Annotated in this window: 28 protein-coding genes; 14 read left to right on the forward strand and 14 right to left on the reverse strand. The window is 48.9% G+C overall.

What is annotated here, in order from left to right:
• Window positions 1–40: 40 nt before the first annotated feature.
• Window positions 41–1,245 (reverse strand): IS3 family transposase gene (locus AC6I8R_RS12060; protein ID WP_303465396.1). Its coding sequence is split into 2 segments (ribosomal slippage): window positions 41–927 and window positions 927–1,245, totalling 1,206 coding nucleotides; the frame shifts between segments, so codons are not numbered across the junction.
• Window positions 1,246–1,489: 244 nt separating this feature from the next.
• On the opposite strand from AC6I8R_RS12060, the gene AC6I8R_RS12065 reads away from it, so the two are divergent.
• Together AC6I8R_RS12065 and AC6I8R_RS12070 are read left to right on the forward strand one after the other, a co-directional pair.
• On the forward strand, window positions 1,490–2,011 hold the full coding sequence (locus AC6I8R_RS12065) for a KwaA family protein (protein ID WP_497832361.1): 522 nt from the start codon (window positions 1,490–1,492) through the stop codon (window positions 2,009–2,011).
• 1 nt (window position 2,012) lies between these two features.
• A complete protein-coding gene (locus AC6I8R_RS12070; protein ID WP_497832362.1) occupies window positions 2,013–2,882 on the forward strand; it encodes a hypothetical protein in 870 nt (289 codons plus the stop codon).
• 25 nt (window positions 2,883–2,907) lie between these two features.
• On the opposite strand, the gene AC6I8R_RS12075 is transcribed toward AC6I8R_RS12070, so the two are convergent.
• The 11 genes from AC6I8R_RS12075 to AC6I8R_RS12125 form a co-directional block, all read right to left on the reverse strand.
• The gene (locus AC6I8R_RS12075; RefSeq protein ID WP_299454614.1) at window positions 2,908–3,270 is read right to left on the reverse strand and encodes an antiterminator Q family protein; all 363 of its coding nucleotides are present in this window, start codon (window positions 3,268–3,270) and stop codon (window positions 2,908–2,910) included.
• A 20-nt stretch (window positions 3,271–3,290) separates the two neighbouring features.
• Window positions 3,291–4,307 (reverse strand): DUF968 domain-containing protein, encoded by a 1,017-nt coding sequence (locus AC6I8R_RS12080; protein WP_497832363.1) that lies wholly within the window; start codon window positions 4,305–4,307, stop codon window positions 3,291–3,293.
• Between the two features lie 7 nt (window positions 4,308–4,314).
• A complete protein-coding gene (locus tag AC6I8R_RS12085; protein ID WP_497832364.1) occupies window positions 4,315–5,094 on the reverse strand; it encodes a KilA-N domain-containing protein in 780 nt (259 codons plus the stop codon).
• 723 nt (window positions 5,095–5,817) lie between these two features.
• Window positions 5,818–6,654, reverse strand: a complete 837-nt coding sequence (locus AC6I8R_RS12090; RefSeq protein ID WP_497832365.1) for a ParB/RepB/Spo0J family partition protein — start codon at window positions 6,652–6,654, stop codon at window positions 5,818–5,820.
• Window positions 6,651–6,773 (reverse strand): hypothetical protein, encoded by a 123-nt coding sequence (locus tag AC6I8R_RS12095; RefSeq protein ID WP_497832366.1) that lies wholly within the window; start codon window positions 6,771–6,773, stop codon window positions 6,651–6,653. Before AC6I8R_RS12095 ends, AC6I8R_RS12090 begins: the two co-directional genes overlap by 4 nt.
• Window positions 6,770–7,183: a MarR family transcriptional regulator gene (locus tag AC6I8R_RS12100; protein WP_497832367.1), complete on the reverse strand. Its 414-nt coding sequence runs from the start codon at window positions 7,181–7,183 to the stop codon at window positions 6,770–6,772. The genes AC6I8R_RS12095 and AC6I8R_RS12100 overlap by 4 nt, the downstream gene beginning before the upstream one ends.
• Window positions 7,180–8,067 (reverse strand): conserved phage C-terminal domain-containing protein, encoded by an 888-nt coding sequence (locus AC6I8R_RS12105; protein ID WP_497832368.1) that lies wholly within the window; start codon window positions 8,065–8,067, stop codon window positions 7,180–7,182. The genes AC6I8R_RS12100 and AC6I8R_RS12105 overlap by 4 nt, the downstream gene beginning before the upstream one ends.
• Window positions 8,064–8,282, reverse strand: a complete 219-nt coding sequence (locus AC6I8R_RS12110) for a DUF4222 domain-containing protein (protein ID WP_497832369.1) — start codon at window positions 8,280–8,282, stop codon at window positions 8,064–8,066. The genes AC6I8R_RS12105 and AC6I8R_RS12110 overlap by 4 nt, the downstream gene beginning before the upstream one ends.
• Window positions 8,279–8,536: a hypothetical protein gene (locus AC6I8R_RS12115; protein ID WP_497832370.1), complete on the reverse strand. Its 258-nt coding sequence runs from the start codon at window positions 8,534–8,536 to the stop codon at window positions 8,279–8,281. The genes AC6I8R_RS12110 and AC6I8R_RS12115 overlap by 4 nt, the downstream gene beginning before the upstream one ends.
• A gap of 283 nt (window positions 8,537–8,819) precedes the next feature.
• Complete coding sequence (locus AC6I8R_RS12120; RefSeq protein WP_497832371.1) at window positions 8,820–9,356, reverse strand: YmfL family putative regulatory protein; 537 nt, start codon at window positions 9,354–9,356, stop codon at window positions 8,820–8,822.
• Window positions 9,357–9,387: 31 nt separating this feature from the next.
• Window positions 9,388–9,618: a transcriptional regulator gene (locus AC6I8R_RS12125; RefSeq protein ID WP_071783556.1), complete on the reverse strand. Its 231-nt coding sequence runs from the start codon at window positions 9,616–9,618 to the stop codon at window positions 9,388–9,390.
• A gap of 133 nt (window positions 9,619–9,751) precedes the next feature.
• On the opposite strand from AC6I8R_RS12125, the gene AC6I8R_RS12130 reads away from it, so the two are divergent.
• The 11 genes from AC6I8R_RS12130 to AC6I8R_RS12180 all read left to right on the forward strand — a co-directional run bounded on the left by AC6I8R_RS12130 (window position 9,752) and on the right by AC6I8R_RS12180 (window position 15,008).
• Entirely contained in the window at window positions 9,752–10,423 is a 672-nt protein-coding gene (locus AC6I8R_RS12130; RefSeq protein WP_497832372.1) for a LexA family transcriptional regulator, read from the forward strand.
• Between the two features lie 457 nt (window positions 10,424–10,880).
• Entirely contained in the window at window positions 10,881–11,276 is a 396-nt protein-coding gene (locus AC6I8R_RS12135; protein WP_497832373.1) for a hypothetical protein, read from the forward strand.
• A gap of 411 nt (window positions 11,277–11,687) precedes the next feature.
• Window positions 11,688–11,849, forward strand: coding sequence for a DUF1317 family protein (locus tag AC6I8R_RS12140; protein WP_497832374.1), 162 nt, complete (start codon window positions 11,688–11,690; stop codon window positions 11,847–11,849).
• A 10-nt stretch (window positions 11,850–11,859) separates the two neighbouring features.
• Entirely contained in the window at window positions 11,860–12,297 is a 438-nt protein-coding gene (locus tag AC6I8R_RS12145) for a hypothetical protein (RefSeq protein ID WP_497832375.1), read from the forward strand.
• Entirely contained in the window at window positions 12,297–12,590 is a 294-nt protein-coding gene (locus AC6I8R_RS12150; RefSeq protein WP_497832376.1) for a hypothetical protein, read from the forward strand. The genes AC6I8R_RS12145 and AC6I8R_RS12150 overlap by 1 nt, the downstream gene beginning before the upstream one ends.
• Window positions 12,590–12,799, forward strand: coding sequence for a hypothetical protein (locus AC6I8R_RS12155; protein ID WP_497832377.1), 210 nt, complete (start codon window positions 12,590–12,592; stop codon window positions 12,797–12,799). The genes AC6I8R_RS12150 and AC6I8R_RS12155 overlap by 1 nt, the downstream gene beginning before the upstream one ends.
• Window positions 12,792–13,403, forward strand: coding sequence for a hypothetical protein (locus AC6I8R_RS12160; RefSeq protein ID WP_497832378.1), 612 nt, complete (start codon window positions 12,792–12,794; stop codon window positions 13,401–13,403). The genes AC6I8R_RS12155 and AC6I8R_RS12160 overlap by 8 nt, the downstream gene beginning before the upstream one ends.
• The gene (locus tag AC6I8R_RS12165; RefSeq protein WP_497832379.1) at window positions 13,396–13,788 is read left to right on the forward strand and encodes a chromosome partitioning protein ParB; all 393 of its coding nucleotides are present in this window, start codon (window positions 13,396–13,398) and stop codon (window positions 13,786–13,788) included. The genes AC6I8R_RS12160 and AC6I8R_RS12165 overlap by 8 nt, the downstream gene beginning before the upstream one ends.
• A complete protein-coding gene (locus AC6I8R_RS12170) occupies window positions 13,781–14,125 on the forward strand; it encodes a hypothetical protein (RefSeq protein ID WP_497832380.1) in 345 nt (114 codons plus the stop codon). The genes AC6I8R_RS12165 and AC6I8R_RS12170 overlap by 8 nt, the downstream gene beginning before the upstream one ends.
• Window positions 14,126–14,144: 19 nt before the next feature.
• Window positions 14,145–14,708 (forward strand): 3'-5' exonuclease, encoded by a 564-nt coding sequence (locus AC6I8R_RS12175; RefSeq protein WP_497832381.1) that lies wholly within the window; start codon window positions 14,145–14,147, stop codon window positions 14,706–14,708.
• 39 nt (window positions 14,709–14,747) lie between these two features.
• The gene (locus AC6I8R_RS12180) at window positions 14,748–15,008 is read left to right on the forward strand and encodes a pyocin activator PrtN family protein (RefSeq protein ID WP_497832382.1); all 261 of its coding nucleotides are present in this window, start codon (window positions 14,748–14,750) and stop codon (window positions 15,006–15,008) included.
• A gap of 239 nt (window positions 15,009–15,247) precedes the next feature.
• Here the strand turns inward: AC6I8R_RS12180 and cutC are convergent, their stop codons facing one another.
• On the reverse strand, window positions 15,248–16,000 hold the full coding sequence (gene cutC, locus AC6I8R_RS12185; protein ID WP_021182946.1) for a copper homeostasis protein CutC: 753 nt from the start codon (window positions 15,998–16,000) through the stop codon (window positions 15,248–15,250).
• Window positions 16,001–16,086: 86 nt separating this feature from the next.
• Between cutC and AC6I8R_RS12190 the strand changes: the two genes are divergently transcribed.
• Window positions 16,087–17,232, forward strand: a complete 1,146-nt coding sequence (locus AC6I8R_RS12190; RefSeq protein WP_497832383.1) for a MalY/PatB family protein — start codon at window positions 16,087–16,089, stop codon at window positions 17,230–17,232.
• Here AC6I8R_RS12190 and AC6I8R_RS12195 read toward each other — a convergent pair.
• On the reverse strand, window positions 17,229–17,789 hold the full coding sequence (locus tag AC6I8R_RS12195) for a VOC family protein (protein WP_021182944.1): 561 nt from the start codon (window positions 17,787–17,789) through the stop codon (window positions 17,229–17,231). The two genes, AC6I8R_RS12190 and AC6I8R_RS12195, sit on opposite strands and share 4 nt — an antisense overlap.
• Window positions 17,790–17,946: the final 157 nt, after the last annotated feature.

Raw genomic sequence — 17,946 nt, forward strand, 5'->3', positions numbered from 1 at the left:
AAGTGGATTTGACCCTATATATCCAGACGCCTTTTCTCTCTTACGGTTGTGATAACTTTCTGCGTATATATTCCCGCGGCGAGCGATATCCCAGCGCGCTGTGCGGGTGATGTTCGTTGTAATGACTGAACGCTTCCGCCAGGTTCATCACCGCTACCTGGCTGTCCGGTTTTGGCATCACACTGATGTAATCCCGCTTTATCGTTTTCACGAAGCTTTCTGCTATGCCATTGCTTTCCGGGCTACGAACTGCGGTCGTACATGGCTCAAGCCCCAGCATCCGGGCGAACGCCCGCGTTTCATGCGCTCTGTAGGCTGAACCGTTATCTGTCAGCCATTCCACCGGTTCTGACGGCAGATGCTGGCCGAAGCGTTTTTCTACCGCACCCAACATGACGTCCTGTACCGTTTCTTTGTCATAGCCACCAGTGCTCGCTGCCCAGTCGATGACCTCCCGGTCGCAGCAGTCCTGTGCGAAGGTTACCCGCAGCTTTTCACCATTGTCGCAACGGAACTCGAAGCCATCTGAACACCAGCGCCGGTTGCTCTCCGTGACCGACACGCGACCTTTATGTGCACGCTTACGCTGAGGATCAGCAGGTTTGCGCTCCAGCAGCAGGTGATGAGTACGCATAATCCGGTACACGCGTTTTGCGTTCACAACAGGAAGCGCGTCACGCTCTGACTGTCGCCGCAACAGCGCCCATACCCGGCGATAACCATATGTGGGCAGTTCGGCGACCAGGGTATGTATCCGGGATAACACCGCAGTATCGTCAAAACTGGCATACAGCCTGCGATCCTGCCAGTCAGGCGAACGGTGGACCCTGAGACTCAGTTGCGCACGCGACACACCAATACTGCGGCTGACATCGCTTATTCGTCGTCCTCTGGCAACAAGGGCGCATGCGCAATCCATTTTTTTGTCCGGCCGAACTCCACGGCCTCTTTGAGTATTTCGGCTTCCATCGTTTTTTTGCCCAGAAGACGCTGAAGTTCGCGGATTTGCTTATTGGCAGCAGCAAGCTCGGAAGCGGGAACGACTTCTCCGCCTGAGGTCACGGCGGTCAGTGAGCCGTCTTCATATTGCCTGCGCCACTTGAAGATCTGATTAGCATTGATACCGTGCAGTCGTGCGACGTGAGACACGGTCATGCCCGGTTCCATAGTCTGCTGAATAATGGCAATTTTTTCCTGCGGAGTACGACGCCGACGTCGCTCAGGTCCTGATAACACTTCAACCATCTTATTATTCTGACTGGTGTTAAACATAGTTCCAAGACTACCTCTTATTTTAAGAGAGGCGAAGTGTCTGGTGATCTAAGGGGCTAATCTACTAAGTGACCACTCTTAACAGGTTACATAAGCTTTTGCGTACGCGTTAGTAAAAAAGTGATGACACTTAAAAAAAATTGGAGTAAGAAAAAAGGACAGAAAGGAAGTGCGCACGTATACTGTATTTATATACAGTTACATACTAGGAAGAAAAATGAACAAGCTCGCACGCATTCTACTCACTGCCAGTTCAATTGCGCCAGTGAGCATAACTTTAATATTCATAGGATTTATGAAGTGCAAGCCGTGGCTCATCTGGTCGTCGTTTGCTGTATGTCTGGTAAGCTTTATGTCCGTAGTTTTCTTTCTAAGATATGCATCACAAAACATAACACCATTATTTAAAAACATAAGTTCAATTTCTCCAGCCAATAAAGAGGTAACAAACTACTTCCTGAGTTATTTATTCCCTTTGCTTGGCACTGACTCAATTGCAGACAAATGGCAGTATGCGTTATTTTTCTATGCATCCTTACTTATTTATGTGAGTTTTTCAGAAAACTATAACTTCAACCCCTTAATCTCTATTCTGGGCTATAAGTTTTATGAAGCTGAAGATGATACTGGAGTGGGGTTTGTTTTAATATCAAAAAAAGTTATTACTGACGTACAGGGAAAAGATTTCGAGGTAATACAACTAACTGACTACACATTTATACACGTAATAAGGAATTAAAATGGCACTTTTTGCGATAATGAATAAAACTTCCGCTGTGAGGATTTATAGGGTTGAGACAGATAAAAAAACCGATACTAAGATAACGTCTGCATTCAGAAAACAGGAAGCAGACTTTGAAACTCAATATCATAAAGTTCTACCTTTCGAGGCAGGATACACTCCAAGCTCCGATGAGTGCCATTCAATCACTGGCTTTCAAGAAGCCGCACCATTGCTTGACGCTATAAACAGAAGCACTGCGATTCCAAAGTGGGATAATTCAATAGGCCTTGACACAGTAACAGCAATGTTTATGGCACCAGATTTCCCAAATAATAAAGATAAAATCGCAATACAGACTTTTAGCAAGAGACAAATACTATCCGCCTCAAAATACTTATGGCTAAATAAAAATGTATTTAGCATGTCTGACCTGCTGGGCTTTAACTTAGATGATAAACTTGTTGCAATAATTGATGGTCAAAGGATAAAATTCCGAAGCTTTACAAATCTTCGCAGTATATTTGATATGAACCAGTATTTTGCAACTGCAACAAAAACCGACCTAGATAACTTTACGAAAGAGCCTGCATTCGACGTACCACAAGGATTCAACCTTGACGCTGTTGCCGACAACGTGATTAGAAAGAAAGTTGCACTTATTAACAAAAGCGGGATATTAAAATCAATCCCTGTAAGCAAGATATTAAGTGCAGCTCAGAATTTAAACTTCCCACTAATCACATCTGGTGCGGGACCGGCAATGAAAATAACAATGCCAACATCAAAAAAAGAAATAAAAGAGCTACTAGACTTTCTTGATGAAGACTATTTCAACTCAGAGCTTACTCAAGTTAGATACAGATCAAACTCAAAGCGAATTGCATAAAAAAAGGCCCTTGCTGGGCCTCTTTTCATTGCATCTCTAACTTGATATCAAGTACAGAAAGACATCCATCTACGAAACCCTCTGCTGTTTGAAGCTCTTTCCTAATCGTACCATCAGAACACTTCCTTTTTTTTGCAATACTTCGTAGTGAAATTCCTATCACGTAATGTGCTATGACGAGTTCGTATTCTTCGGGTTTATGTTTTTTTAGCTTTGCAACGCAGCTGTCAATAACAATACCGTCGTCATCACAACACTGAACTCTTGCGTTTTTACCATGTGGAATTAATCCCTTAAAACCTGCAGCAATTGGCTGCCAATCAACGCCGCTGCTATCAGCTGATGCCCATGCTCCCCAGCAATCCAAAACTTGTGACATGTCACGCATCATTATTTCTCCATACCGATTTATTTTTTTGCTATCCCGATTACGCCAATGCTTATGACGTGATCCAGGAATCTCAACAGCAGTTCTGGCTGGCTCCCGTATTTGTTTTCAAATGCCACCTGGTCGCGGTGGAGTTCGTCGTGATGCGCCCTGCAAAGCGGTATCACAAACAAATCGTGTGCCTTGGTTCCCATCCCTCCCTGTCCGTGTCCGATGATGTGATGTGGGTCGTCTGCCGGGTTGTTACAGCAGGCGCATGGCTGCGTTTTTACCCAACGCGTGTATTTCTCGTTTTCCATTCTGCGGCGCTTTGGCCGCTTCATGAATGATTCTGGTGATTCCGGGTCGATAGCCAGGTTGATGGCGGCTTGTACCACCTCTGCCGCTTCCTGTATCACTTCCTTTGCGGCCCGTTCCGGCTGGATGTGTGATTCCTTCAGTTCACCTGTTGCCGGTTTCTCTGCTGGCATACGAAGCACACGGCGCGCTGGCGCTTCGGGTATCAGGTCCGTTACGTCATTAAGACAGGCCCACCAGCACAGCTCTGGTAATGTCATCCGATGGTCCGAACCTAACCCCATCTGAATGCAGGCTGATTCGATAACCCACCGCGCCATATTGCCAGCGGCAACACTTTCAAGTGACTCAGGTAAACCATTCTCACGGCAGTAATTATCATCGTGATAGCACAGGCAAACCGTTCCCGATTCGGTGCGCAAGGTAGTGTAATGCGGATGATGCCAGGAATCCTTTTTCTGAAGCTGGCAGGCGTTAATTTTTTGCACCCACGCGTCATGCGCTTCCCATCCACCAGCAGCGTTAATCACCCGGTCATCGTTAAAGAATCCAGACAGCAATGTTTCGTCCAGTAGTGGCTGGCTGCTGTCGTTTATTAACCCCGATGGTGTTAATGCAAGGTCGTGCGGCGGAGTGCATACCAGAACACGTCCACGGAATAAGGGGAGTAAATCTTTCCCCGGTTTAAGCAGCACAATCCCTGTGCGCGGTGCTATTTCAGGTGTAAGTAATGCTCGCATTTACACCTCAGTGCACAGCTTCAAGCAGGCGCAGCAGTTCAGGAAACCGCGACTCGAAAAAGTGTGGTTGTGTTTCACGGGGATTAGCAGGGCTGGTTACGTTTTTACCGTACATGCAGCCTTTGGCAGTGAGTGACCAGAAATTTTTAACGCCTCCGGGTGCTGACCGGCTAACCCTCACCTTTTGCTCAACAACGCCAACTTTCTCCAGCAGTTTGTATGCCTGGCTTGCCGTTAATTTAATTCCGTGAGCTTTCAGGGATGAGGTTAGTGAGAAACTTGCTCTGCTTGATCCGTCTGCGGCATCAGTTGGGGCGTCAATAGCATACGCAGGCATCATATTGGGGATACCGTAGTGCTGTTGAATTTTCTGGTATGCGCCCAGTTTTGACGAATTGGAAAAATTTAGGAGTTTTGAGGCTGACTCAAGCAGGAGAATGCTTGCCTGAACCTCATCGGGCATTGATACCGGTTTTTGTTGGCTCGCTATCGCATCATACGTGCGAATTACTTTTAAACTGAACTCAGGGCTGATCCACATAGCGAAGGAATAAACCAACTCCTTACACACAAATGTGCCCTGGTCTTTCCCGCCCTTAATGACCGTTACGGGAATTCCCGTATCGCTCAACAATTCAACAAGGTCTTTGGTTTGCTTGAGGCGCATCCAGTCATGTGGATCATTTCGGCGTTCACCACCGGCGGCCCTATGCAAATCATTGAGGCAATAGCGTCCCTCGTTATCCTGACGAACAGAAACACCATCAATCACTAAAAGTTGATTCATGCTTACTACTCCATACCATTTTGTTGTTATCCGGCCCCGCCCCATCATCTGCAAATGAACGGGACCAACCTTTGCTAGTGGTGTCTGCAAACAACCATCAGCGAATTCATGATAGCGGCTATGAAAAGAAAAAACATTTATCGTTTAGCTAAAACCGACAACTCCTGTAAATACTGGCAGCAAAATTAATAAATTTTTGTGTTCTAACTTTATACATATAGATACAATGCGATGATTGAATATTGATTATCAATCGATTTTATCTATCGAAATCAGCTGATAACACCGCCTTTCCTTCTATTATTTGTTCATCAGGAGGTTTTATGACTCTTCTAAGCGCAAATGACCTACAGTTTAAATACTCTTGGACTACAGTAGCACCCGATGATGCTCGCATAACTGGCGTTCCTGACAGTACTCTGTTAAACCGGAGTGAAGGTTACGAAGTTCTCGCTTTCCTTAATCGCTTGGCGAGAGCAAGTAAGTGGGTGAATAAAAATCCCGCTCTTAAAGCAGAGCGATTGATTAAAAATTATCTACCGTCAAATATACGTAGTCACAAGAATGTATGGCAATGGCTTGTTGACAACTGGAATAACTATCAATAACACATCGAAAGTTAACTTCAGTGTGATAAATCCTAATGAAATGCTTTAATCAACAATGCCATTAATGGCATTGTTGATTTGTTGTTATTTGATTGGTGAAAATATATTTGTAAAGTTAAGTTCGTTCCACGTTCAGCTGGATTCCAGCACGATATTCAGCGAGGATGCGGTTAATCTCTTCAGCGGTGCCGGGGGACAGAGTGAGAACATCACCACTGCGGGTAACTTCTTCACTTTCAAATTCAGCATCCACCAGCAATTCTGCCAAGCGGCGTGCTTTGGCTGCGCTGAACTGCGGCATGGCAGCGGAACGGGTCAGTTTCTTCTTGCCGCTGGCTTTGGCTTTCTCCAGTTGCTGTGTAGCAATCCGCCCAGCACTTGCACCATGCTCACGGCTTAGAGCAACGGCTGTTGTTGGTGCAACTTCACCGGACTCAACCATGTCGATCAACTCTTGTCCTGATGAAAGCAACTGGAGATGGGTTTCGACGTCAGTGATTGAACGCCCAAACTCTTTGGCAATTTCAGTAAGTGAGTATCCCTGATTTTTCGCGCGCACATACCCCAGCGCACGCTCAATAGCGCTGATTGGCTTGCCTTGAGACGATTTAGCCTGATGCGCAAGAGCCTGTAGAGGGGTTCCCACAAAGTCTTTGCACTCAATGCGTGGAATTGGATGCCCCATTTCTGCGGCCAGTTTGGCACCGATAAATCGGTGTTGACCATCGAGCACCTTGATCCCCTGCTCTGTCACGATTACAGAAAGCGGGGGAAGGTCGGCTCCTGCAATCCAGCAGTCACGCATGTATTCAGCGTGCTTCATGTCCAGTGGGCGAATGTTAAAGCCTTCCTCCAGATACAGCTCATCAATCGGCACCATATAGGTTTTTTTGACAGTGATGCCTGTACCGTTTTTCTCTTTGCCTTTGTACACCAGGGATAAAGTGCTCATTTGGTTTCCAGCTCCCATGCCAGGGTAATAATCAGACCGGTTATCATCAGGACCGCTAAACGGGTTCCACGGTAGAAATCTTCATTGCGCCGCCATTGGCGCTGTATGGCTGCTTTCATCGGAAGTTACCCCTGCGACAGAAAGGATCAGGACCAGGTCGAGGGTCTTTCTCTCTGGCTTTCTCGACACACAGGATTGCCTTGATTCGTGCCTTTTCGCGCAGCCCTGGCTTGAGTGTTGCCTTTTGGGCCTGATGCCAGACGTGCGCGGCGGGGTTCCACAGATTTCGCTCCTGAAGGCGATATGCCTCGTCACAAAGCGCAATGTATTTCTCATCACCCTCGCCTGCTGGCTCTGCCGTGTAGTAACGGGCTTCGGCATCACTCCAGATATCACCAACAGCAACCATCACTGGCAGAGATGCGCCAACAGTGCTGCGGGTGCGTCCGATTGCATTGGCAATCTGTGCCGGGGTCTGGCCGGGAAAACTCATCAGGTGAGTCAGAATTAACGTTTCTGTGTTCATCATGCCCCCCGCCAGCCATCTGGAATGGTGTAATCAACATTCGCGGTTTGGTTAACATCACGCTGCCATTTGCCATTCACGCATGGCGGTCTGCCTGACTTGTCCCACTTCGTTGCCGACTGGAGATAGCCAGCGAAGTTTTTCGGGATGAAAAGCGTTGCCGGTCGCAGGTACTGAGCCTGATCGGTGTCGCGCCAGTGCTCGTTTTTGTAGTCCACTACCAGATTCAGCTCTGCTGGCTCGTAACCCTCAACCAGGCGAGCGCGGATGTTTTCCAGTGATGAGCGACTTACCTGGAATTTTGAGCCTGTGGTTTGGTTCAGGTGGGTCAAAACCTCTTTAGCCAGATCGGTAATCTCGACTTCCCGGTCGGGTTTCGCAGAAACCTGACAAGAGTCTTTACCTGTAATCTCTGTAGTATTCTCTGTTGTATTCTCTGTAAGAGATGAGGGCATTTTGCCCCCCATCGATGAGGGTGTTTTTGCCCTGTTCGATGAGGGCAATTTATCCCCTATCGATGAGGGTGAATTTGCACTGTTCGATGAGGGCAATTTGCACTCATCGGTAAGTAGCGGGCTTTCGTAGTTAATCGCATAGAAATTGGTGCGATCATGTTTCGATTTATTCAGTTGCTCGACGTAGATAAGCCCCAGCTTTTTGAGGCTGTTCAATGCGCGCTTAACGGTGTCAGTTGACCAGAATGGGAATTGCTCCCCCCACTGCTCATGCGTGTTATAAACCCACTTCTTACCGTCTTTTTCGATGCCTGATGGCGTCTCTTCCAGCCAATAGCAAATCTGCTGAAGCACGATCGCTTCAGGCAGACCAATGCGAGTAGCAAGCTCTGGACTAACCACCAGCGGTTTAACCTTTAGCAGTAAACTCATGGTGTTACCTTCCTGAACTTCTTCCCCCATAACTCTCGGGGCTGCGCACATGGCAACGGGTATCCCTGGCTTGTGCGCATGAAAATGACCCGGTGGTTAACAACGTCAACACCAACGGTTTCAACGATGTGCCCGTGATCATCCCTGTATTGCTCAACCCACGGCTTAATGATTTCACCCGGTAATCCCGGAGAATTGTTTTCGTGACATGTCACAATAATTTCTCCTGTGGTGTTTTCGGATTACGTGCCGGTTTGGCTTTGCGCTCATGCTTTGGAGTCTGGTAACGAGCTTCAAGGCGCGCATAATGGAGGCAGTCATCAAACATCGCGCCTTTTTTGGATGCCTGTGAGCATTTGCGGTAGTGGTCAACGCCCTTGTTAGCACCGCGCTGAGCAACGTCAGCCGGGTAGCCTTCCCCCACAAGAACCTTAACGATATGCTGATGGATGAATTCGGTGGGGTTCATACGGCACCACCTAAGCCCGAAGACTTGCAATAGAACTTAGGCCACTCAGACCGAACTACCATCATGCTCACTTCCTGGTAGTTGCCGGGTCCACTAGCAGCGGGTAATCTCTGTTCAAACACCAGCGCACCAGCTACCAAGCGGCAGCGAAATTGCACTGATGGCTTGTTTCTGCTTAAAATGTTCATGCGATTAACTCTCCATACCAGTTGATTTACTCGCGAATCGACGCCCAGGGCTGCAACCTTGGGCGTCAACCTTTCTGATGCTGTTAAAACTTTCATCACGCCTCCGGCGACTCAAAATGCATTCCCGCCATCTCTGCTTTGCGATTGCTCGCTACAAACATATCCACCGAATGATCCGAGACACCCACGCCATACAGCGCGAGAAAGCCCATAAAGCCGTGAATCTGATGACGGATTTTTTTGTTAAACAGCTCGGAAAGGGTTTTGCGTTCGTGGTTGTCAATCACACCATCTGACACGGCTGCAAGTTTGGCAGTCGCAAGCTCACCAGCGGCTGCACTGGTTTTCAGTTCGATGTCAAAGAGATCAACTTTGTCCACGTTCTGCACTGCTGAGATGTCCACCAGCGTCAGGCGACGACGAGCGGCAAAGTATTCAGCTAGGTAGTTAGTGCGCGACAGGTCTTCCATCTTCATCAGCTCATCAACCGTGAAAAAACGACTCTGGCACTTTCGGTAAAGGTGGTTGTGAAACTGGTCAAGGGTCATGCCTAAGTCATAAGCCATTCCCAAACGACCAGAGGGGTGAGCTTTACACATCTGGCGGATTGCTGTTTTAAGTGTGTCTACCATTTCGGTTTTCCTTTGGTAGTTACTGGGTTTGTTAGAGTTGTTTAACATCAGCCACACCATCAGATGGGCTTGGATACAAATCGGGCCTAAGTTCATGAGGTGTCACACCAGTGATCTGGAAGATGCTGATGACTCGCTCAGCAGGTACTACCCCTGATGAGCGGCTCTGCCAGTAACTTACAGTCATTGGAGATACACCAAGTTTCAGAGCCAAAGCGCGCGCGGAACCTGCCGCTTTAATCGCTTTGTTCAAAGCTTCCATTATTCATCTCCGGTTTATATTTGACAGGAACATTAAACAATAAGTTTACAGTGCAGTCAACTATGTGTTTATTCCCCTATGTAAACAGAACGTTTACAATCGAGTTTTGAATATGAACAGTGCGATACCACTTATGAGTAAGGCGACGACAAGGCTGGATGAGCTGCTGAAGGCTGCAAATTTGAGTAAAGCGGACCTTGCGAGGATTGCGGGGGTTTCACCTCAAGCGGTTAATAACTGGTTTAAGCGCGGAGAAATTGGTAAAGATTCGGCCATAAAAATTTCGGCGGCTACGGGTTTGGATTTATCCTGGGTTCTTGGTGAAAGTGAGCAGATGTATTCAACACCACACCAGAAACCTGCAAGCGAGGTTGAAGTAGTTGGCAACATCATGAATGGGGTTATCCCCGTTAAAGGTGATGCTGTTCTGGGCATGGATGGGCTTATTGATATGATGGAGTTTCACGCCGGTTGGCTTAGAATTTATAGCGATGACCGTGAAGCTTATGGCTTGAGGGTTCGAGGGGATAGCATGTGGCCCCGTATCCAATCAGGTGAGTTTGTAGTGATCGAACCAAACACGAAGGTTCACCCTGGTGATGAAGTATTCATTAGAACTTCAGATGGTCACAACATGATCAAGATTCTCAATTACAATCGCGCAGGTGATTACCAATTCACGAGCATAAACAACGATCATAAGCCCTTCACCTTACCAGTTAACCAAGTAGAAAAAATCCACTTTGTCTCAGGAATAATCAAAGCAACACGCTTTATTTCTGCCGATGACGTTGGCAAAGAATAGTCCCGAATCAATGAATAAACCGGCCAAGTGCCGGTTTTTTTATGCCTGAAGCCTGGCCCCTCGAAGTAAACAAAATATTTATCAACTCATAGTTGACTCACTTATAAACATATAGTTTAATCACCCTATCGAGCGATTTCTGAGGAACATCAGATGAAGATGGTAAAGAACATGGCGAACACCAGCCTGGCCGACTTACTCACCTTCCTGAGACTATTCCCCGAGGCTGAGCTTATTTGTGATGGTGATCTGTGTGTAGTGACGGTGGAGTGTTAGGCGCTTTGAGCAAGTAGTTGTTTGGCGGTTTCTCTGGTGATTGCTCTGGTTTAACCGCCCTTTTTTCACAACGACAAGGGCATTTGCAAAACGGGTGTTTTCGAACGCTTTAGAGACGTGGAGTAAGTGCCCTTGATTTTTGTGGTAATTGAGTTCGTTTATAAATCAAAGAGGAATTTTCATGAAATTAAAGGCTTTGTTTCTCCTCGGTTTGCTGTCATTTGGTAGCCAGGCTGAAACGTTTAATGTCAGTGCTATCAGCAACTGTATTTACCCACCGCTCAGTAATACCCAGATTCAAAAAGGTAACCCTATTCTGTTCAGTCTGAGTCAGGGTACTTACACCTTTTCTTTGTCATCTAACACCATGAACTGCCAGGGCGGCACTGGTTGCCCCATTGATCGTGTGTTTTTGCAAGGTGGTATGGGTAATGCGCGCTGGGGTGCAACAGTCAGCAGCTCACCGACTACCGTCACGGTTACACAGCCTACTGCAACATTCCAGGCTTTCATTAGTGACGATTCGTGTAGCAACAATGTGGGTAGCGCCACTATTCAGGCGACAAAAGTCAATTAAGCAGCAATCTCAGTATTTGAATTAACTCGCCGCAAGGCGGGTTATTCAACAAAAGTAAGTCGCCGTGAAACATTCCGGCACACAACAGGCAAGAGCATTGGCCGAAGGCGGGTATAGCGCCTGAAGCACCCTGACAGTGCTCTTACCGTTGTGGTGAATGCGGCTCAGCGCTCGCGGTAAAACTGACAATAACCGTAGTATCCGGTGCGTCAATACTATCAGTCACCGCCCTGCACTTTGTCAGCTTACACAGGGCACCGGGAGGCACCCGGCACCACACATCCTTTCAGGTATGGAGTAACGGCGGTGAGTGTTGCAGTGCTCACCTGCCAATTTGAATGAATCCCTTTTTGCTTTATTGCCAATACCGGCAAGGGATTCGTGCAACCAAAAAACGGTATGGAGAGATATATGCAGCATCCACACGCTCACATCGTTGTCGGGATTATCACCCTTCCCTACAGCATCATCCTGGGCGGCTGGGTTTTGCCTGACGGCTCAATCATCAGCAACCCGCTGGCGGCACAGAAAGAAGCTGAACGCCTGAATAATGCTAACCGCACCATTCACTGAGGCCACCAGCATGCACAACACAAAATCAAACAGAGAAGTGGTTAAAGCTGGTCACGAATTTTCTAAAGCACTGACCGTTGAAACCGCACTGATCGACATCGCGAAGATGATCAGCGACCTCGCTACGCGCCTCGATGTGGCAAACACCCGCGCTAACGTCATGGCCGGTGAAGTCCTGCGCCTTAATGCTCTGATTCCCGGCGTGATTAAGGTGCTCCAGTCTGTAGGTGATCATGACAGCCTCATCGCTGACCTTAACGAAGCGATGATCACCCCTACTTCCGACCAGTGGATTAAAGAGCTGCACGCAGAGGCGGTCGGGCAAACCCATAAATACGTCCAGCTCCGGGTAAACCAACAGCAGCCAGGTGTTTCGCACTGCCTCAATCTCATCTCCCAACTGGAGATGGACCTGTTACGCGCCAATCAGCCAACTGAGGTCCACTGATGCCTACCAAATGCAACTGCCTGGATCAGGCAAAAGAAAAGCTACACGCGCATCTGATGGAAGGCGTCCCGGAAGGCAGTGAATTAGGTTCTTCATGGGATGGGTGTGGTTGGGACAACCAAGTTATGTCATTCGGAAAGAATTTCAGGGTACATGTCATGCTCAGGTACCGACTTGCTTATCGCCTGAAAAAGAAAAACGGGGAGTTGGCTAAGAATTTCACCCGTAAAGAGTGCTCGCTGAAAATGACGTATTGCCCGCTGTGCGGCAACAAGTTGGAGGATAGTGAGTGATGGCTAAAACAAACCGTTATATCTATCACTATTGTGCCGCTGACGGTAACGCAACCATGTCGGGCGTTGCTCTACTTAATTTCAGGATCGTTACTCAAGAGGACTTGGGGAAACTCAAAGCGCTTGTAAGTGACCTGAATTTCAAAGCCCAAGCAATCACCTCACTTTCCTTTCTCGGTCGTGAAATCGAGGAGGAAAACAATGCGTGAACGCGGAATGATTTTCAACGCCGACATGGTTCGGGCAGTTCTGAACGGCAGCAAGACGCAGACGCGCCGGTTGATTGACTGGCGGCGCACTACTCGCGCTACTGAAATTGCGGAGCGTGATGATGGTAGCAACTGGCCGTGGTCAGAAGATTGTGAGAATGGCGGTGATTATTGGCATGCCTGCCCGTTCGGTGCAGTAGGTGATCGCCTGTGGGTGCGTGAGACGTTCGGATTTGAAATCCGCTCAGTTGGCGGCGCGCCTCATGAACAGCTTGTTTATCGCGCATCTAAGCCTGACGCGGTGCGTTTGTATGACTGCAACGGCAAGCCGTACCCGATGAAATGGACGCCTTCCCTACATATGCGCCGCAAGTATTCCCGTATAACGCTGGAGATTACCGGCGTTCGTGTGGAGCGGTTGCAGAGCATGAGTGGTGAAGATGCACGGAGCGAAGGCTTCGCTTATGAAGACAGCCATGTGCTCGGCGATATTGATGAGTTTTCGAGGGCATGGGCGTCTATCTACGGAGAGGAAAGCTGGCAGGCTAACCCGTGGGTGTGGGTCATTGAGTTTAAGCGTGTGGAGGGTGGCAGCCATGATTAAGGGGGATTTGATCAGTTGCCAGCGTTACATCAACAGGGCAAAGGTTTTAGACAAAGCCTCCCGGTTTAAGCGCTTCATTGTGGCTGTATATCCAATTGTGTTGCGCGGAAAGCAATACACCGTCTTGATGGACGGGCATCACAACTATGCTGCTGCGAAACTCGTTAGGGCCACTCCCGATTACCGGCCTGTAGGCAAGAAAGTATTGCGGATTCTTAATGCGATGCCTGAGAAAGAGCGGGAAGCCCACTTCATCAACAACATCACGGACAGCCATTACTATTTTGTTGAAACCGGGGAAGTGGTTGAGGATTTAGTGTTACCGGATACCTCTCATCCCATTGCGGTGCATGTAAATAATCAGTGGGTGCTCGGTCATGGCTAAGTCACCCGCAGGACGCAAAAAGGAACAGCGAGCACGTCAGGCCGCTGCCGGTGATAAGAAACTTGAGCTTGTGCTCGATAATCAGGAACTCGAAATGCTGGCGCAGAATTGCGCCGGTCGTCGCCCTGGTCGTGAACCATATGAGCTGAATGAGTACATCACCACGCTTATTCGTATCGATAACGCCCAACTTAAACGACAGGTGGCAGAACTGAATAAACGCAACTGTGGCCGCTGTGGTGATCAGTTGCCGGTTACTGAATGTTGCTTTAGTGGTGAAAATGCTTGCTGGTTAACTCGCGGCTGGCATGACCTGAAACTTAAAATTATTCCGTGACATGTCACGAAGGGAATTTATGAATAACTTAATGATTGATGTCGAAAGCATGAGCCGGAAATCAGATGCAGCGATCGTATCTATTGGCGCGGCTTTCTTTGAACCAGAAACCGGTAATATCGGCCCTACCTTTTACCGTTGTATCGACCTCAAGTCTGCTGTTGATAATGGCGGCCATATAGAACCGGAAACTGTTATTTGGTGGCTGGAACAGTCATCTGAAGCCCGGTCGGCGATCATTGCTGGTGCGGTTGAAATCAACCTTGCATTAACCAACCTGAGTGAGTTCATTGCCAATGAGTGTGATCTTAAGTGGGTAAAGGTGTGGGGTAACGGAGCCGGATTCGACAATATTATTGTTCGCTCTGCTTTCGATCGTTCTGGCATCGAATGCCCGTGGAAGTTCTGGAATGACCGTGATGTGCGCACCATCGTTGATATGGGTCGCGCTGTTGGTTTTGACCCGAAAAAAGATATGCCGTTTACCGGCGAAGTGCATAACGCACTTGATGATGCCATTCACCAGGCCAAGTACGTTTCAGCGATCTGGCAGCGCCTTATCCCGACCACCAGCGAAATTTAAACACTCCCTGTTGCAGCAGGCCAGGTATGGAGATTAAGTATGAATACGATGTTTTTATTGATGGCTGAGTACGAAACCGCCGCTGTACCGCTTAGTGATGTCTGTGAAAAGTATTTCGGTATGAAGGCAGCGACTGCCGAAAGAAAGGCTTCCGAAAACAAGTTGCCGATTGCAACCTTCAGAACCGCTGAAAGCCAAAAGGCCCCAAGAATGGTTCATATAGCTGACCTTGCCGAATACATAGACAGTCAACGAAAAGCAAGCAAGGAGCTACACGCGGCGACTTACACACATCAGTAAAATCACAGGGCCGAAAGGCCCTTTTTTACTTCCGCCAGCAGGCATCAGGTTTCGCTTAAACTTGTTGATTATCGATTTTAGCCGCGCTATTTTTCCATGCATCAGGTCCCCACAGGGACCCCTTAGCATGGTAAGCTATTGATTTAGATAAAAAGAACCCCAGCAAGAAGACTGGGGTTTGGTACTTGCAAACATCACGTCAGGCTATCGGCGTGCTGTGCGGCAAAAATGGTACGATGTCAGGCGACCCGGATGCTGTTCATTTGCATCATGCTTTTCATGGCTTCAACCACATCACCATCAACGCAGTAGCGGCTGAATTCATCGTTTTCCGCTTCTGAACACATCGACACACCCGCTTTACGGTAGCGCATCGGGGAAGCAACTAAGCGGCTGGCCGAGCTGTGAACCTCCTGCAAACCACTATCGAGAAACTTTTGCAGGTTGCTTAAACGGACGCCAGCCCCTGCCATAATAATTGGACCGCTACTCTGTTCATTAAGTTCCCGTAATAATGGAATTCCGGTTTCCGCACTTTGCTGCTGGCCCGAAGTCAGTATCCGCGCGATACCCAGATCAGTTAACACTTCAAGCGCGCGTTTCGGACTGTGGCACAAATCAAAGGCGCGATGGAAGGTCACCGCCATCCCATCACACAGCGCCATAATCTGCCGCATCCGGGCGATATCCACATGGGCATCTTCGTCCAGCATACCGATCACCAGCCCAGGGAAACCCAGCTCGCGTATCAGCGCCACATCCGACTTCATGGTTTCAAACTCACGGTCGGTGTAGCAAAAATCGCCGCCGCGTGGCCGAACAATCGGATGGACCGGAATGGTAATTTCTCGTCGTACGGCTTCCAGCACCCCTGCGGATGGGGTTAACCCGCCTTCGCGCGGTGCGCTGCACAGCTCCAGACGGTCAGCACCGGACAGCTGCGCAGTCATTGCACAGTCGATGCCGTAGCAGCATATTTCCAGTTTCGTCATACTTTTCTCCTTTACATGACAGCTGGCTCGGGAAGATTGCTTAAGTTAGTCTGCTCATTGGAGACAGTTTACGTGGAAAACTCACTATGGCATTCAATTTTGACCAATGGATAGACCGTCGTCACAGCGATAGTTTGAAATGGCACAAATATGGCGATCAGGATGTACTGCCACTCTGGGTTGCGGATACCGATTTTCGCTCCCCTGAATGCGTTATTGAAGCGATAAAGCAGCGCGCTGAGCATGGGGTTTTTGGTTATGGCGACACCCCCAGCGGTTTGATAGATATCACAATTTCCCGCCTTGAGCAGCGTTATGGCTGGCGCATTCAGCCGGAGTGGATTGTCTTGCTGCCAGGCGTGGTATGCGGCCTCAATCTTTCGGTCCGTGCATTTACCGACTCCGAACAAAGCACGGTCGCACCGGCACCCATTTATCCACCGTTTCGCGCGGCGGCGAAACTGGCTGAACGCGCGCAGATCAGTCTGCCGTTGCGATTAGAAGGTCAGCGCTGGCTTATGGATTTACACACTGCCCCTGAAAGATTGCAGGGCAATGAACGTTTATTGATGCTGTGTAATCCGCAAAATCCCGGTGGCACGGTCTATCGCCGTTCAGAACTGCTGGCACAACTGGCGTTTGCCCAACAGCACGATTTGATTGTCTGCTCCGATGAAATTCATTGTGATTTGCTTCTCACTCCAGGCGTGGAGCATATTCCCTTTGCCACCTTAAGCGAGGATGCAGCCCAGCGCAGCATTACGCTGATTTCCCCTTCAAAAACCTTCAACATTGCGGGTCTTGGTGCCTCAATGGCGATCATCCCCAACCCGGAATTGCGCAAGCGCTTTAAACAAACACGTCAGGGGATTGTGCCCGGCGTGGATATCCTGGCATTGGTGGCCGCAGAAGCCGCATGGCGTGGCGGAGATGACTGGCTGGCGGCGCAGATCGCCTATCTGCGCGCCAACCGCGACCGGCTGGTTGAGCAGGTGAATGCGTTGCCGGGACTGAGTATGGTCGCGCCCGAAGCGACTTATCTTGGCTGGATCAATGCCAGCGGGCTGGGTGTCGATAACCCGACGGGTTATTTCGAACAGCACGGTCTGGGGTTCTCGCCAGGGCACGATTTTGGTGATGGCCGCTTCGTGCGCTTTAATTTCGGCTGTACCCGCGCCACGCTGGAGGAAGCGATCGCGCGGCTGCAACGGGCGATCGCTGCACGGCGCTAGTCTTGCTCGCTGGCGACGATCTCTTCCAGTCGCCACGGATGAAATTTGATGGTTGTTTGCCCATCCGTGACCGCCAGGGTCGGATTGGGCAGACGCTCCTTTTCGCCCTGCGGGGCGCTGGTTTTGAAGGAGATGCCAGGCTGCGTCAACGCCTCATCGGCCAGCAGCGCCATCGCCCGCATGCCCAGCGTGTCCGGTTCACCACGCAGCACAATTTCCACATGTTCCCAGCCCTCGTGGCGATAAAGTTTTTCCCCCGGCCACGGCAACTCAATCACATCGATCTGCCATCCCGCCAGTTGCAGCGGCTGATGCAGTTTGAACAAACAAATCGGACGACCATTGATCATCGCTTCAGAGAACTGGCTACCGATTTGCAGCAAACCTTGCTTCCAGCGCTCCGCTGTCGCGTATTGATGGCAACGAACGGCCACATGATCGGCGTCGTGTTCATTCAGTTGCAGACCTAAACGTTCAGCAAATTGCTGCAATGCCTGTTCAAAGCGCAGCAGGTCTTGTTCCAAATCCTTCAGTTCTGAAGGAAAAATCATCGTCATGCGTCAATTACTCCGCTATCAGTTTAGATATTTTAATCAATCCAGCACATTGCTTTTCCAGAGCTTCTGACGGCAAAATAGTCGGAATCCTCTGATTTAGCCGCAAAATCCCCGAAAAACCGTATAAAAGTGCCTTTGAATTAAGATTAATCGCAGG

The organism is Pantoea sp. X-Soil-OKNW-713, from assembly GCF_059730685.1.